Raw genomic sequence first — 14052 nt, 5'->3', positions numbered from 1 at the left:
GAAAACTGACATGTAAACCTAGCCCCACGCCTAAGACATTACGGAGTGTTGCCATGAGTACATCCAACCCTAAAGTCGCCCTCATCACGGGTGCTTCACGCGGTATCGGCGCTGTCATTGCCCAACAACTGGCCAAAGAAGGTTTTGCTGTCGTCATCAACTACGCCAACAGCGCCAGTGAAGCCACTGCACTGGTGGCCGAATTGCGCGAGGCCGGGCATCAGGCCATTGCGGTGCAGGCCGATGTGGCCAAAGCCACAGACGTGGCGCGGTTGTTTGATGAAACCGAACAACAACTGGGCAAGGTTGATGTGTTGGTTAATAACGCCGGTGTGCTCAAGGTTCTACCCTTGGCTCACTACAGCGACGAAGATTTTGAACAGACCTTTAACATCAATACACGAGGCACCTTCAACACCTTGCGTGAAGCGGCTACCCGGCTGAACAGCGGCGGGCGAATTGTTAATTTTTCAAGCAGTACGGTGGGCATGAACCTGCCCGGTTATGCGGTGTATATCGCCAGCAAGGCGGCGGTAGAGTCGCTGACCCACGTGTTTGCCAAAGAATTACGGGGTCGCCAAATCACCGTCAACGCCGTAGCACCGGGGCCGGTGGCGACTGAATTGTTCATGCACGGCAAGACCGAAGAACAAATTGAGGCGTTTTCAAAAATGCCGCCTCTGGAGCGTTTAGGTCAGCCGCAAGACATTGCCAATATCGTCTCGTTCCTGGTGAGCCCGGCGGCGGCATGGGTCAACGGGCAGGTATTGAGGGCCAATGGTGGGCTGGTTTAAACGGTATTGGCGTTAATACAAACAAAACCCACTAAAAAGCCGCTTTTCAGCGGCTTTTTTGCGCAAGATCGCTTATTTCAAACCCGACATCTTCTCAATGGCGGACTTCAACTCGGCATCTGAACATTCAGCACAGGTGCCTTTAGGCGGCATGGCGTTCAACCCGGTAATGGCCTTGGCCAAAAGCCCATCTAGCCCGCCTTCCTTGTCTGCACGTTCTTTCCAGGCGGCGGTATCACCCACTTTGGGCGCACCCAATAAGCCAATGCTGTGGCAAGCGGTGCAATGGGTTGCAATGATGTCGTCAGCCGATTTAGCAGCACCTCCGGTAGAAACGGCCACGTCCATCCCTTGGCATTCCTGACCCTGCACGCACACTTTACCCACCGGTTCGAGACGCTTGGCAATGTCGTCGTGGGTGGAGGCTTGAGCGGTGACGGCCCAAAGGGCTAACACGGCTGCTGGTACGGCCAGCATTTTCATAATCAGGTTCACGCGTTCACCCTCAATGGTGGCTATTCACGCCCACAACCACGGTTTTGCAGGCGGCGAAAGTATAACGGTTAGCCCGCCACTGCGAAACAACCCTATATTTAAAGGGGGCATTAGCGGTGGCGAAAATACAACAACGGGTGCCTCTACACGTGTGCAGGGCGCCTCTTTTCTTAGAAGTTCGCCGGAGTGGCTGCGCTGATTAGCCGCGCTGCAACGTCGAACGGGTTACGAAAACGATGTGGCTTGGCGCTTTCAAAATAATAGCTGTCGCCTGCTTCAAGCACGAAAGTCTCAAGACCTACGGTCAACTCCAGTCGGCCTTCAACCAAAATGCCGGTTTCTTCGCCTTCATGGGTCAGCATTTCGTCCCCGGTATCTGCGCCCGGTGGATAAATTTCGTTCAAAAAGGCGATCGCGCGACTCGGATGCGCCTTGCCGACCAACTTCATGGTCACGGCGCCATCAGAGATATCGATCAGTTCATTGGCTTTGTAGACAATCTGTGTCGGTTTTTCCTGAAGGATCTCTTCGGAAAAAAACTCGACCATAGACATGGGAATGCCACTCAGCACTTTTCTCAGGGAGCTTATTGAAGGGCTCACGCTGTTCTTTTCGATCATCGAAATAGTGCTGTTGGTGACGCCCGCGCGCTTGGCGAGTTCACGCTGTGACAAGCCTTTGAGTTTGCGGATGGATTGCAGTCGTTCACCGACGTCCAATGCGGGAGCCTCCTAGGGATCAGATTCAGGTCGAGAAGTCGCCATCATGGCGATAGCGTTCAGTATTTACAACACTTCGACTTCAAACCTGTGCGCCCCGTTGGCCCCACCTGTTGGATACAACCTTTCAGGCCCCGGAATAGACGCGTGGCACTCGTTTCAGGTTGCAAAATATCTGGTAAGGGATGGTGTCTGCCTGGGCGGCCACTTCGCTGGCGAGAATGTTTTTACCCCACAGCTCCACGGTTGAACCAAGACCGGCTTGCGGCACATCGGTCAGGTCGATGCACAGCATGTCCATCGAGACGCGGCCCAACAACTGGCTACGGACACCGTCGACAAGAACCGGCGTCCCCGTGGGTGCCTGACGTGGATAACCGTCGGCATAACCCATCGCCACCACACCAATTCGCATCGGTTTCGGGGTAATGAATTTCGCGCCATAACCTACCGGTTCGCCCGCGGGTAACTCACGCACGCAAATGACTTTGGATTCCAGCGTCATGACCGGCTGCAGGCGCGCGGCGACGGCGTGTGGCTCTTCAAAAGGCGTGGTTCCGTAGAGCATCAGCCCAGGACGTACCCAATCACTCGGCACCTTCGGCCAACCCAGCACAGAAGGCGAGTTGCGCAAACTGATCTCAGCTGTCAGAGCAGCGCGGGCGCCGAGAAATATGGCCACTTGTTCGACGCTGCGCACGCTGTCCAGCTCATCGGCGCGGGCGAAGTGGCTCATTAGCACGATTTTGGAAACATTGGCGCTGGCTTGCAGGCGCTGATACGCGGCCTGGTAATCGCTTGGATGCAAGCCAACCCGGTGCATGCCGCTGTCCAGTTTTAACCACACGTGAATCGGTTTGCTGAGGGCGGCCTGTTCAACAGCGTCGAGCTGCCACAACGAATGGACGACGCACCACAAGTCGTTTTCAACGATCAATGGCAGCTCATCGGCTTCAAAAAAACCTTCAAGCAGCAGCACCGGCGCGCGAATGCCCGCCGCCCGCAACTCCAGCGCTTCTTCGATACAGGCCACAGCAAAACCATCGGCCTCGGCTTCCAGCGCCTGGGCACACTGCACAGCACCATGACCATAGGCATCGGCCTTGATCACAGCGAGCGCCTTGGCTCCTGTCACCTCGCGGGCCAGTTGATAGTTATGACGCAGGGCTTGAAGGTCGATCAGGGCACGGGCTGGGCGCATGGCGGCGGACTTCTAACGGCTAATGAATAAAAAAGCGGCGCTAGCCCGTGGTAAGCCACGCGCTGCACCGCAAGAGGGACTCTTTACTGCATTGATGGATCTAGGGCAGCGCGGCGATAACGGACAATTCAACCAGAATTTCCGGTTCGCACAGTTTGGCTTCAACGGTCGCGCGGGCAGGGGCAACGCCTTTAGGCAGCCATTGATCCCACGCACGGTTCATGGCCACAAAACCAGCATCGATATCTTTCAGATAAATCGTCACTGAAAGAATGCGTGTTTTGTCGGTGCCTGCCAGATCCAGCAAATGCTCAATATTTTTCAAGGTTTCACGGGTTTGCTGTTCAACCTCGGCGGTCATGTCATTGCCGACTTGGCCGGACAGATACACAATCCCGTTATGAGCCACAATCTGGCTCATGCGTTCATTGGTGAGCTGGCGCTGGATTGCCATGTTTTGCAGTCTCCTGGTGGTTTCCGTAACGGGAAATATCTAAGCCTTCAGCGCTGATTTGTGGCGTCTTTTTGGCCATCACGTCAGCGAGGAAGCGACCGGAGCCGCAGGCCATGGTCCAGCCGAGTGTGCCATGACCGGTGTTCAGGAACAGATTTTTAAACGGGGTGGCGCCCACAATCGGCGTGCCGTCCGGTGTCGTTGGTCGCAAGCCCGTCCAGAAGCTGGCTTGAGACAAATCACCGCCCTGAGGATAAAGGTCGTTGACGATCATCTCCAGCGTTTCACGTCGACGCGGATTAAGCGACAGGTCAAAACCGGCTATTTCAGCCATGCCGCCGACGCGGATGCGGTTATCGAAACGGGTAATGGCGACCTTGTAGGTCTCATCCAGAATTGTTGAAGTCGGCGCCATCGCCGGGTTGGTGATCGGGATGGTCATCGAATAACCCTTGAGCGGGTATACCGGCGCCTTGATCCCCAACGGCTTGAGCATCTGCGGCGAGTAGCTGCCCAATGCGAGTACGTAGCGGTCGGCGGTTTCGAGCTTGCCGTCGATCATCACACCGTTGATGCGATCGCCAGCGTAGTCCAGACGTTGAATGTCCTGACTGAAACGGAATTCGACACCCAGATTTTTGGCCATTTCAGCCAGGCGCGTGGTGAACATCTGGCAATCGCCCGTCTGGTCATTGGGCAAGCGCAGGGCACCGGCCAGAATGTCGGTCACACTGGCTAATGCGGGCTCAACCCGGGCAATGCCGGCGCGGTCGAGCAGCTCGAACGGCACGCCTGACTCCTTGAGCACCGCAATGTCCTTGGCGGCACCATCAAGCTGGGCCTGAGTTCGAAACAGCTGCGTCGTGCCGAGGTTGCGCGCCTCGTAGGCAATTCCGGTTTCAGCACGCAGCTCATCAAGGCAGTCGCGGCTGTATTCGGACAGACGAACCATGCGCTCCTTGTTAACGGCATAACGGCTGGCGGTGCAGTTGCGCAGCATCTGCGCCATCCACAGGTATTGATCGATATTGGCAGTGGCCTTGATCGCCAGAGGCGCATGACGTTCCAGTAGCCACTTGATCGCTTTGAGCGGTACGCCCGGCGCAGCCCACGGCGAAGCATAGCCAGGAGACACCTGGCCGGCGTTAGCAAAGCTGGTTTCCATGGCAACGGCTGGCTGACGGTCGACGACCACCACTTCGAAACCGGCTCGGGCCAGATAATAGGCGCTGGCAGTACCAATAACGCCGCCACCCAATACCATAACTCGCATATTTATTTCCCTCATCGCGGCCAGCCGCAGACGTTTATTGTTCAAAGCGAAGATGAGCGAAGTATAAGAAGCATTGGTCAGTGGATTTCACTGTATAAGCAGCTATATTTGGCGACAATTCTCGGCGAAAACGCTTTTCACAAAGGAGAATCTCCTATGCGTACAAATCATCAAACAAAGCGGGAATTGGACAAGATTGATCGCAACATTTTGCGCATCTTGCAGGCGGATGGGCGCATCTCGTTTACCGAGCTTGGAGATAAGGTCGGGCTGTCGACCACACCTTGCACAGAGCGGGTACGCAGGCTGGAACGCGAAGGCATCATCATGGGGTACAACGCCCGGCTTAACCCGCAGCATTTGCAGGGCAGCTTGTTGGTGTTTGTCGAGATCAGCCTGGATTACAAGTCAGGCGATACCTTTGATGAGTTTCGCCGCGCCGTATTGAAGCTGCCCCATGTGCTGGAATGCCATCTGGTGTCGGGGGATTTCGACTATCTGGTAAAAGCGCGCATCAGCGAGATGGCCTCGTACCGCAAATTGCTGGGCGATATTTTGCTCAAGCTGCCCCATGTGCGCGAATCCAAGAGCTATATCGTGATGGAGGAAGTGAAAGAGAGTCTGTGCTTGCCGATTGCGGACTGACTGCCCCCTCACCCCAGCCCTCTCCCGAGGGAGAGGGAGCCCTATTGGGGTGCTGCTCAGCTCTTTTTTTGCCTTTATTCCTCCTATTTTTAAATAAGGAGAAGGCCCCAATTGTGGTGTTGCACTGCTCTGTTTTTGCCTTTAGTCCCCTCTCCCTTTGGGAGAGGGTTAGGGTGAGGGGCCTTTTAAACCAGCACCTGCCGCGTACTGGCGATGTATTCATGCACCAATTTTTCGGCACTCGGGTGAATCATCTCGACCGGACGCCGACCATTGGGGCAGGGCAAGGTCGGGGTGGTGCCGAACAGGCGGCAAATCAGTGGGCGCTCTTCATACACCGTGCAGCCGTTAGGCCCCAAGTGCACACAGTTCAATTCATCCATAGCAGCCTCTTGCTCTGCCGCCGTTTTGCGCGGCAAGCGAGCCATTTCTTCGGATGAGGTGGTCACTGGCCCACAGCAATCATGGCAACCCGGCACGCAGTCGAATGACGGAATTTGCTGCCTGAGAAAGCGGATTTTATGACTGTTGCAGCTCATCTAAGGCTCACCGGATGTGAAAAGGCCGCGAAGTCTGCCCCAAAAGCCACGTAATGAACAACGCCGTCTGGCTGTTCTTGCTCCATGAGAAGGGCGCGGCTTATGCTCCGTAAAATTTTCCAAACACACCTAATCGGGATTACGCACATGAACGCCCCTGTTCAGCGCAGCCAGCACACCGCTTCTTACTACGCCGCCAGCATCCTGCCGCAGCCTGATCATCCGGTGCTGCAAGGCGAGTGGGTGGCCGATGTCTGCGTCGTGGGCGGCGGCTTTTCTGGGCTCAATACGGCTCTGGAGCTGGCTGAACGCGGCATGAGCGTCATCCTGCTAGAAGCTCACAAGATCGGCTGGGGCGCCAGCGGTCGTAACGGTGGTCAACTTATTCGCGGTGTCGGCCACGGCCTTGAACAGTTTGAAGGCGTCATCGGCAAGGAAGGCGTGCGGCAAATGAAGCTGATGGGCCTGGAGGCGGTGGAAATCGTTCGCCAGCGCGTCGAGCGTTTCAATATTGCCTGCGACCTGACTTGGGGTTATTGCGACTTGGCCAATAAACCCAGCGACCTGGAGGGTTTTGCCGAAGAGGCCGAAGAATTGCGCAGCCTGGGTTATCGCCACCCAACGCGCTTGCTCCAAGCCAGTGAGATGCGCAGCGTGGTGGGGTCTGACCGTTATGTCGGTGGCCTGATCGACATGGGCTCAGGCCATTTGCACCCGCTGAATCTGGCGTTGGGCGAAGCAGCGGCGGCGCAACAGTTGGGCGTCCAACTGTTCGAGAACTCCGCCGTTACCCGAATCGACTACGGCCCTGAAGTGAAGGTTCATACCGCTTCAGGAACCGTACGGGCGAAAAGTCTGGTGCTGGGATGTAATGCCTACTTGAAAGACCTCAACCCGCAACTCAGTGGCAAAGTGCTGCCTGCAGGCAGCTACATCATCGCCACCGAGCCATTGAGTGAAGCCCAAGCCCACGCCTTGTTGCCACAAAATATGGCCGTATGCGATCAGCGTGTGGCGCTGGATTACTACCGGCTTTCCGCGGATCGGCGCTTGCTGTTTGGTGGCGCGTGTCATTACTCGGGCCGTGACCCGCAAGATATTGGCGCTTACATGCGTCCGAAAATGCTCGAAGTATTCCCACAGCTGGCGAACGTCAAAATCGATTACCAGTGGGGCGGCATGATTGGCATCGGCGCCAACCGTTTGCCGCAGATTGGCCGCTTGCACGATCAGCCCAACGTGTACTACGCCCAGGCCTATTCGGGTCACGGGGTGAACGCTACTCACCTGGCGGGCAAGTTACTGGCCGAAGCAATCAGCGGCCAGCACAGTGATGGCTTCGATCTGTTTGCAAAAGTCCCGCACATTACCTTCCCCGGCGGCAAATACCTGCGCTCACCCCTGTTGGCTCTGGGCATGCTGTGGCATCGACTCAAAGAGCTGCGTTAAGTGTTCATGAACGCCAAAACGGCTTGCAGCCTTCTTGTCGGGCCTGCTCTTGGTTTAATCCAACGTCGCGTAGTTGATCAGCGTCCAGATTGCGCAAGACACGGCGCGTTTTGAAACGATGTGCAAATAGACCCCAGCGCCCCAAACAGGCAGGGGCGCTGCGGGGTTGAAAAACGTCCTTCACGGCCTCGTGTTCGGCCTCTAACTGGGGGCCGTGCAACGTCAGGCGCACATCACTCAAGCCATTCATCAGGCAGCTCCTTTTGACTCAGCGGGTAGGAGTCAGCATGATGGCCTTGAGCTAAAAACCATGACAGATTCAGCAAGCAGTTATTAAAGCCATACAGAAACCGCTGCCGAGGCGCTGAATCCTCTGTTTTTGCGCCATCTGTACTGCTTATTCCTTATAGAGTCCGGCCATGACACTTTATGTGAACCTTGCTGACCTTCTGGGCATGCGTATCGAGCAAGGCTTTTACCGGCCCGGCGACCGCTTGCCTTCCGTGCGCGCCTTGAGCGCCGAACATGGCGTGAGTTTGAGCACCGTACAACAGGCTTACCGCTTACTGGAGGACAACGGCCTGGCCTCACCTCGCCCTAAATCGGGCTACTTTGTCCCTATGGAGCGTGAGCTGCCGGCACTGCCGGGCATGGGCAAACCTGCCCAGCGACCCGTCGAAATTTCTCAGTGGGAGCAGGTTCTGGAGTTGGTGCGTTCGGTGCCACAAAAGGACGTCATTCAATTAGGTCGCGGCATGCCCGACGTCTCCACGCCAACCTTGAAACCACTGCTACGCAGCCTGGCGCAGATTTGTCGGCGTCAGGACGCTCCAGGGCTGTACTACGACAATGTGTATGGCGTGCTGGGCCTGCGCGAGCAATTGGCGCGCTTGCTGCTCGACTCGGGCTGCCAGTTGGGTGCCGATGATTTTGTGATCACCACGGGGTGTCATGAAGCGCTGTCCTGCAGCATTCGGGCGGTGTGCGAACCGGGCGATATTGTGGCCGTGGACTCGCCCAGTTTTCACGGCGCCATGCAGACCCTCAAAGGGCTGGGCATGAAAGCCCTGGAAATCCCCACCGACCCGCTGACCGGCATCAGCCTTGAGGCTTTGGAGCTAGCGCTGGAGCAATGGCCGATCAAGGCCATACAGCTCACCCCAAGTTGTAATAACCCGCTGGGTTACATCATGCCCGAGGCACGCAAACGGGCGCTTGTAACCCTGGCGCAGCGCTTTGATGTGGCCATTATCGAAGACGATGTGTATGGAGAGCTGGCCTACACCTACCCACGCCCGCGCACCATCAAGTCGTTCGACGACGATGGCCGGGTGCTCTTGTGCAGCTCGTTCTCCAAGACCCTGGCCCCAGGGTTACGCGTGGGCTGGGTCGCACCGGGGCGCTATCTGGAGCGTGTGCTGCACATGAAATACATCAGCACCGGTTCCACGGCGCCACAGCCGCAACTGGCGGTGGCCGACTTTTTGAAAAACGGGCACTTCGAACCCCATCTGCGCAAAATGCGCACTCAATATCAGCGCAATAGAGACCTGATGCTGGGGTGGGTGAGCCGCTACTTCCCAGCCGGTACTCGCGCCAGCCGACCGCAGGGCAGCTTTATGCTGTGGCTTGAACTGCCGGAAGGTTTTGACAGTTTACGCCTCAACCGCGTGTTGCTTGACCAAGGTGTACAGATCGCCGTGGGCAGCATTTTTTCAGCCTCGGGCAAGTACCGTAACTGCTTGCGGATGAACTACGCTGCCAAGCCTACGCCTGAGGTTGAAGAGGCCGTGCGTAAGGTCGGGGCCGCGGCGAGCACGCTGTTGATCGACGTGATTGAACATGCGGACAGTTGAGCGAGGCATCGCATGTTGAAATCACTCTGCATACTGTTCTTCGCACTGCTATTGGGGGGATGCAGCACCTTGGATGAACCCCGACACTCGAGCCAGGCCACGCCTGCAGCGACATCATCCTTTGGGCGGTCCATTCAGAATCAGGCTGCGGCTTACAATGGCCGCTCGGGTTTTCGCTTGCTGCCCAACAGCAGCGAAGCATTCCGAGCGCGTGCCGAGCTGATCCGCAGGGCACAAAGCAGCCTGGATTTGCAGTACTACATTGTTCATGACGGCTTGAGTACCCGCATGCTGGTGGATGAACTGCTCAAGGCGGCAGACCGTGGCGTGCGCGTGCGCATACTGCTCGATGACACAGCAAGCGACGGGCTGGACGAGATTCTGGCAACGCTGGCCGCCCATCCCAATATTCAGGTTCGCGTGTTCAACCCGTTGCAACTGGGCCGCAGCACTGGCGTGACCCGGGCCGTGGGTCGCCTGTTCAACCTTTCACGCCAACACCGGCGCATGCATAACAAGCTGTGGCTGGCCGACAACAGTGCGGCGATTGTCGGCGGGCGCAATTTGGGCGATGAATATTTCGATGCTCAGCCTGACCTGAATTTCACCGACATCGACTTGCTGGGTGTTGGCCCGGTGGCCGAGCAATTGGGGCAAAGCTTCGATCAATACTGGAACAGCGCCCTGAGCCAACCCATTGGCGATTTTGTTTCGACCCGCCTTTCAACCCAGGAACTGGTCCAGGCACGCGCGGTTCTGGAGGCGTCGCTGAAACTGGCGAAACAGAGTAACCCTACGCTCTATCAACAACTGGCGTCATATGAGACCAACCCGCAGTTGGACGTGTGGCGCAAAGACCTTATCTGGGCCTGGAATCAGGCGCTTTGGGACGCTCCAAGCAAGGTCTTGGCCAAGGATGAGCCTGACCCGCATCTATTGCTGACAACGCAGCTGGCGCCGGATCTGGCGGCCGTGAACAAAGAACTGATTCTGGTCTCGGCCTATTTTGTCCCGGGGGAAACAGGCCTGGTGTACCTCACGGGCCGGTCAGACGCGGGCGTCGATGTTCGTTTATTGACCAACTCACTGGAAGCCACGGATGTGCCCGCCGTGCATGGCGGGTATGCCCCGTATCGCAAGGCATTACTGGAACATGGCGTTAAATTGTTCGAGCTGCGCCGCCAGCCGGGCAGCACCAGCGGCAGTGGCCCTCATCTGTTCAAGACCAACATGAGCAGTGACTCCAGCTTGCACAGCAAAGCCATGATCTTCGATCAGCAAAAGTCATTTATCGGCTCATTTAACTTCGACCCGCGTTCCGGATTGTGGAATACCGAAGTCGGTGTATTGGTTGATAGCCCTGAGCTGGCCGCACAAGCCCGCGAGCTGGCGTTGCAGGGCATGGCGCCCGACCTCAGTTATGAGCCGATGCTGGAGCAGGGAAAGATCGTCTGGGTGACTGAAGACAATGGCCAGTTGCACACCTTGCGCCATGAACCGGGCAACTGGTGGCGGCGACTTAATGCGTGGTTCAGTAAACGTGTAGGGCTGGAGAAAATGCTCTGACCGCAGGGAGCGGGGAGCCAGTTCAAGGGCATAAAAAACCCCGCTTCCGGTTAAAGGGAAGCGGGGTCTTCAGAGAGCCGTCTTAAACCGCGCTGGGCGATTTAGGACGGCGCGCATCCGGTTGCTTCCAGGACTCGGCCATCGACTCATCGATGGCTTGCTGGATGGCTTTTTTGCGGTGTTCTTCTGCACGGCGGCTGAAGAACCACACCAGGAAGGTCACCAGCGACACCGCCAGCAGAATCAAGCTGGCCACCGCGTTGATCTCGGGTTTAACCCCCAGACGGACCGCCGAGAACACTTCCATCGGCAAGGTGGTCGACCCCGGCCCGGACACAAAGCTGGCCAGTACCAGATCGTCCAGCGACAAGGCAAAGGACATCATGGCGCCCGCCGCCAGCGAGGGCGCAATCATCGGGATAGTGATCAGGAAGAACACTTTCCAGGGCTTGGCGCCCAAGTCCATGGCGGCTTCCTCGATCGACAGGTCCAGCTCTCGCAGGCGCGCAGACACAACGACCGCCACATAGGCCGCACAGAACGTGGTGTGGGCGATCCAGATGGTGACGATACCGCGTTCCTGCGGCCACCCAATCAACTGCGCCATGGCCACGAACAGCAGCAATAGCGAGAGGCCGGTGATCACTTCAGGCATCACCAGCGGCGCTGTTACCAGCCCACCGAACAACGTACGGCCCTTGAAGTGCGAGATACGCGTCAGCACAAAGGCTGCCAACGTACCCAAGGCCACCGCTGCAATGGCCGTGTAAAAGGCGATTTCCAGCGAGCGCATCACTGAGCCCATCAGTTGCGTATTGTCCAGAAGACCCGTGTACCACTTCAGCGACCAGCCGCCCCATACGGTTACCAGCTTGGAGGCGTTGAACGAGTAGATCACCAGAATCAGCATCGGCAGGTAGATGAACAACAACCCCGCGACCAACATAAAGCTAGAAAAACGGAAGCGATTCATATCTTGCCCTCCAGTTCTTTAGCCTGGCTGCGGTTGAACAGAATGATCGGCACGATCAGGATTGCCAGCATCACCACGGCAAGCGCAGACGCTACGGGCCAGTCACGGTTGTTGAAGAACTCTTGCCACAGCACTTTACCGATCATCAGCGTTTCCGGGCCACCCAGCAGTTCCGGAATCACGAACTCGCCCACGACCGGAATGAACACCAGCATGCAGCCGGCGATGATGCCGTTTTTGGACAGCGGAACGGTGATTTTCCAGAAGCTGTTGAACGTGCTCGAACCCAAGTCAGACGCCGCTTCCAGCAAGCTGTGATCGTGTTTGACCAAGTTGGCGTACAGCGGCAGGATCATGAACGGCAAGTACGAATAAACGATACCGATGTACACCGCGATATTGGTGTTGAGGATCTGCAAGGGTTCGCTGATCCAGCCCATCGACATCAAAAAGCCATTGAGCAGGCCGTTGTTGCTGAGGATGCCCATCCAGGCGTAAACGCGGATCAGAATGGCAGTCCAGGTCGGCATCATGATCAGCAGCACCAGTACGGTCTGCATCTCTTTACGCGCATTGGCAATCGCATAGGCCATGGGAAAGCCGATCAGCAGGCATAGCACCGTGCTGAAGAAGGCCATCTTCAATGAGCCTAGATACGCGGCGATATACAACTCATCGTCGCCCAACAAGGCGTAATTGCCGAGGTTCAGCAGGATCTGAATCTTTTGATCAACGTAGCTGTAGATCTCGGTGTAAGGCGGGATCGCAACGTCCGCTTCTGCAAAGCTGATCTTCAGAACGATGAAGAACGGCAGCATGAAGAACAGAAACAGCCACAGGAATGGAATCCCGATAACCGCATGGCGGCCACCGGGGATTATTCGATGCATTCGGCGTTTGAATTTGCGCATGTTCATGAGCGCAGTACCACGCCGCTGTCGTCTTCCCACCACACGTAGACTTCGTCATCCCACGTCGGGCGCGCGCCACGGCGCTCAGCATTGGCCACGAATGACTGCACCAGCTTGCCGCTTGGCAGCTCGACGTAGAACACCGAGTGGCCACCCAGATAAGCGATGTCATGCACCTTGCCGCGCGACCAGTTGTACTCGTAGGTCGGCTTCTCGGTGGTGACGAGCATTTTTTCCGGGCGAATGGCGTAGGTGATGTGCTTGTCTTCAACCGAGGTGCTGACGCCATGCCCGACGTAGATGTCGTTTTCCAGTTCCGGGCAGTCGATGCGCGCGTAACCTTCGGCGTCATCAACCACTTCACCCTCGAACAGGTTGACGTTGCCGATGAACTCGCACACCAGACGGCTGACCGGTGTTTCGTAGATGTCGATCGGGCTGCCGATCTGGGCGATCCAGCCCTGATGCATGATCGCGATGCGTTGGGCCATGGTCATGGCCTCTTCCTGATCATGGGTCACCATGACGCAGGTCACGCCAACGCGCTCGATAATTTCCACCAGTTCCAGCTGCATTTGCGAGCGCAGCTTTTTATCCAGTGCGCCCATCGGCTCATCAAGCAGCAGCAACTTAGGACGCTTGGCCAGGGAGCGGGCGAGGGCGACACGCTGACGCTGACCGCCAGACAACTGGTGCGGCTTGCGCTTGGCATACTGGGTCATGTGCACCAGTTTGAGCATTTCGCCAACGCGAGCATCAATCTCGGCAGTGGACATTTTGTCCTGCTTGAGACCGAACGCGATGTTCTGGGCCACGGTCATGTGCGGGAACAGGGCGTAGGACTGGAACATCATATTGATCGGCCGTTCATACGGCGGCATATCAGTGATGTCTACGCCATCGAGAAAAATACGGCCTTCTGTTGGGCGCTCGAAACCGGCGAGCATGCGCAGCAAGGTGGATTTGCCCGATCCCGATCCGCCGAGCATGGCGAAAATTTCGCCTTTGTTGATTTCCAGGGACACGTCGTCCACGGCAATCGTCTCGTCGAATTTTTTCGTGACCCGGTCGATTTTGACCAGCACCTGTTTAGGGGTCTGGTCGCCCTCGAGGGCTTTCTTATAGGCGCCGGAGGCAACAGCCATTTACGAAACTCCCAACAAATTTAGCAGCCCGA

15 protein-coding genes are annotated in these 14052 nt (G+C 56.9%); 5 read left to right on the top strand and 10 right to left on the bottom strand.

The features are described from left to right. Nucleotides 1-53 precede the first annotated feature (53 nt). Entirely contained in the window at nt 54-794 is a 741-nt protein-coding gene (locus EQV93_RS04580; protein WP_146385654.1) for an SDR family oxidoreductase, read from the top strand. A gap of 72 nt (nt 795-866) precedes the next feature. Here the strand turns inward: EQV93_RS04580 and EQV93_RS04575 are convergent, their stop codons facing one another. From EQV93_RS04575 to dadA, 5 genes are all read right to left on the bottom strand, one after another. Then, entirely contained in the window at nt 867-1289 is a 423-nt protein-coding gene (locus EQV93_RS04575) for a c-type cytochrome (RefSeq protein WP_208727516.1), read from the bottom strand. 170 nt (nt 1290-1459) lie between these two features. Beyond that, nucleotides 1460-2008: a cupin domain-containing protein gene (locus EQV93_RS04570; protein WP_122786198.1), complete on the bottom strand. Its 549-nt coding sequence runs from the start codon at nt 2006-2008 to the stop codon at nt 1460-1462. A gap of 127 nt (nt 2009-2135) precedes the next feature. After that, nucleotides 2136-3209: an alanine racemase gene (alr, locus tag EQV93_RS04565; RefSeq protein ID WP_146425089.1), complete on the bottom strand. Its 1074-nt coding sequence runs from the start codon at nt 3207-3209 to the stop codon at nt 2136-2138. 100 nt (nt 3210-3309) lie between these two features. Continuing rightward, complete coding sequence (locus EQV93_RS04560; RefSeq protein WP_146425090.1) at nt 3310-3663, bottom strand: RidA family protein; 354 nt, start codon at nt 3661-3663, stop codon at nt 3310-3312. Next, nucleotides 3635-4936: a D-amino acid dehydrogenase gene (gene dadA / locus EQV93_RS04555; RefSeq protein WP_122786195.1), complete on the bottom strand. Its 1302-nt coding sequence runs from the start codon at nt 4934-4936 to the stop codon at nt 3635-3637. The genes EQV93_RS04560 and dadA overlap by 29 nt, the downstream gene beginning before the upstream one ends. Nucleotides 4937-5092: 156 nt before the next feature. On the opposite strand from dadA, the gene EQV93_RS04550 reads away from it, so the two are divergent. Next, nucleotides 5093-5581 (top strand): Lrp/AsnC ligand binding domain-containing protein, encoded by a 489-nt coding sequence (locus tag EQV93_RS04550; RefSeq protein ID WP_122786194.1) that lies wholly within the window; start codon nt 5093-5095, stop codon nt 5579-5581. Nucleotides 5582-5766: 185 nt separating this feature from the next. Here the strand turns inward: EQV93_RS04550 and EQV93_RS04545 are convergent, their stop codons facing one another. Continuing rightward, nucleotides 5767-6120, bottom strand: coding sequence for a YkgJ family cysteine cluster protein (locus EQV93_RS04545; protein ID WP_016782682.1), 354 nt, complete (start codon nt 6118-6120; stop codon nt 5767-5769). Between the two features lie 147 nt (nt 6121-6267). On the opposite strand from EQV93_RS04545, the gene EQV93_RS04540 reads away from it, so the two are divergent. Continuing rightward, entirely contained in the window at nt 6268-7569 is a 1302-nt protein-coding gene (locus EQV93_RS04540) for an NAD(P)/FAD-dependent oxidoreductase (RefSeq protein WP_240890940.1), read from the top strand. Between the two features lie 4 nt (nt 7570-7573). Here the strand turns inward: EQV93_RS04540 and EQV93_RS04535 are convergent, their stop codons facing one another. Beyond that, nucleotides 7574-7819: a DUF1127 domain-containing protein gene (locus EQV93_RS04535; protein ID WP_122786192.1), complete on the bottom strand. Its 246-nt coding sequence runs from the start codon at nt 7817-7819 to the stop codon at nt 7574-7576. Between the two features lie 169 nt (nt 7820-7988). Between EQV93_RS04535 and EQV93_RS04530 the strand changes: the two genes are divergently transcribed. After that, nucleotides 7989-9425, top strand: a complete 1437-nt coding sequence (locus EQV93_RS04530; RefSeq protein ID WP_122786191.1) for an aminotransferase-like domain-containing protein — start codon at nt 7989-7991, stop codon at nt 9423-9425. 12 nt (nt 9426-9437) lie between these two features. After that, a complete protein-coding gene (locus EQV93_RS04525; RefSeq protein WP_240890939.1) occupies nt 9438-10991 on the top strand; it encodes a phospholipase D family protein in 1554 nt (517 codons plus the stop codon). 82 nt (nt 10992-11073) lie between these two features. Here EQV93_RS04525 and EQV93_RS04520 read toward each other — a convergent pair whose 3' ends face one another. Genes EQV93_RS04520 through potA form a run of 3 tightly spaced genes read right to left on the bottom strand, consistent with a single transcriptional unit; the run spans nt 11074 to nt 14020 of the window. Continuing rightward, nucleotides 11074-11964: an ABC transporter permease subunit gene (locus EQV93_RS04520; protein ID WP_122786189.1), complete on the bottom strand. Its 891-nt coding sequence runs from the start codon at nt 11962-11964 to the stop codon at nt 11074-11076. Further along, on the bottom strand, nt 11961-12842 hold the full coding sequence (locus EQV93_RS04515) for an ABC transporter permease subunit (RefSeq protein WP_199750890.1): 882 nt from the start codon (nt 12840-12842) through the stop codon (nt 11961-11963). The genes EQV93_RS04520 and EQV93_RS04515 overlap by 4 nt, the downstream gene beginning before the upstream one ends. Nucleotides 12843-12877: 35 nt before the next feature. Beyond that, nucleotides 12878-14020, bottom strand: coding sequence for a polyamine ABC transporter ATP-binding protein (gene potA, locus EQV93_RS04510; RefSeq protein ID WP_122786187.1), 1143 nt, complete (start codon nt 14018-14020; stop codon nt 12878-12880). Nucleotides 14021-14052: the final 32 nt, after the last annotated feature.

The sequence above is a fragment of the Pseudomonas sp. TMW22091 genome, from assembly GCF_022496705.1.
Taxonomy (GTDB): domain Bacteria; phylum Pseudomonadota; class Gammaproteobacteria; order Pseudomonadales; family Pseudomonadaceae; genus Aquipseudomonas; species Aquipseudomonas saxonica.
The sequence above is the reverse complement of the archived record's forward strand: the minus strand, read 5'-3'. Positions and strand labels throughout refer to the sequence as shown.

What these genes read in the sequence shown, in the direction of transcription:
- EQV93_RS04580 (WP_146385654.1), top strand. Translation starts at nt 54, where the DNA reads ATGAGTACATCCAACCCTAAAGTCGCCCTCATCACGGGTGCTTCACGC.
- alr (WP_146425089.1), bottom strand. Translation starts at nt 3,209, where the DNA reads ATGCGCCCAGCCCGTGCCCTGATCGACCTTCAAGCCCTGCGTCATAAC.
- EQV93_RS04560 (WP_146425090.1), bottom strand. Translation starts at nt 3,663, where the DNA reads ATGGCAATCCAGCGCCAGCTCACCAATGAACGCATGAGCCAGATTGTG.
- dadA (WP_122786195.1), bottom strand. Translation starts at nt 4,936, where the DNA reads ATGCGAGTTATGGTATTGGGTGGCGGCGTTATTGGTACTGCCAGCGCC.
- EQV93_RS04550 (WP_122786194.1), top strand. Translation starts at nt 5,093, where the DNA reads ATGCGTACAAATCATCAAACAAAGCGGGAATTGGACAAGATTGATCGC.
- EQV93_RS04545 (WP_016782682.1), bottom strand. Translation starts at nt 6,120, where the DNA reads ATGAGCTGCAACAGTCATAAAATCCGCTTTCTCAGGCAGCAAATTCCG.
- EQV93_RS04540 (WP_240890940.1), top strand. Translation starts at nt 6,268, where the DNA reads ATGAACGCCCCTGTTCAGCGCAGCCAGCACACCGCTTCTTACTACGCC.
- EQV93_RS04535 (WP_122786192.1), bottom strand. Translation starts at nt 7,819, where the DNA reads ATGAATGGCTTGAGTGATGTGCGCCTGACGTTGCACGGCCCCCAGTTA.
- EQV93_RS04530 (WP_122786191.1), top strand. Translation starts at nt 7,989, where the DNA reads ATGACACTTTATGTGAACCTTGCTGACCTTCTGGGCATGCGTATCGAG.
- EQV93_RS04525 (WP_240890939.1), top strand. Translation starts at nt 9,438, where the DNA reads ATGTTGAAATCACTCTGCATACTGTTCTTCGCACTGCTATTGGGGGGA.
- EQV93_RS04520 (WP_122786189.1), bottom strand. Translation starts at nt 11,964, where the DNA reads ATGAATCGCTTCCGTTTTTCTAGCTTTATGTTGGTCGCGGGGTTGTTG.
- potA (WP_122786187.1), bottom strand. Translation starts at nt 14,020, where the DNA reads ATGGCTGTTGCCTCCGGCGCCTATAAGAAAGCCCTCGAGGGCGACCAG.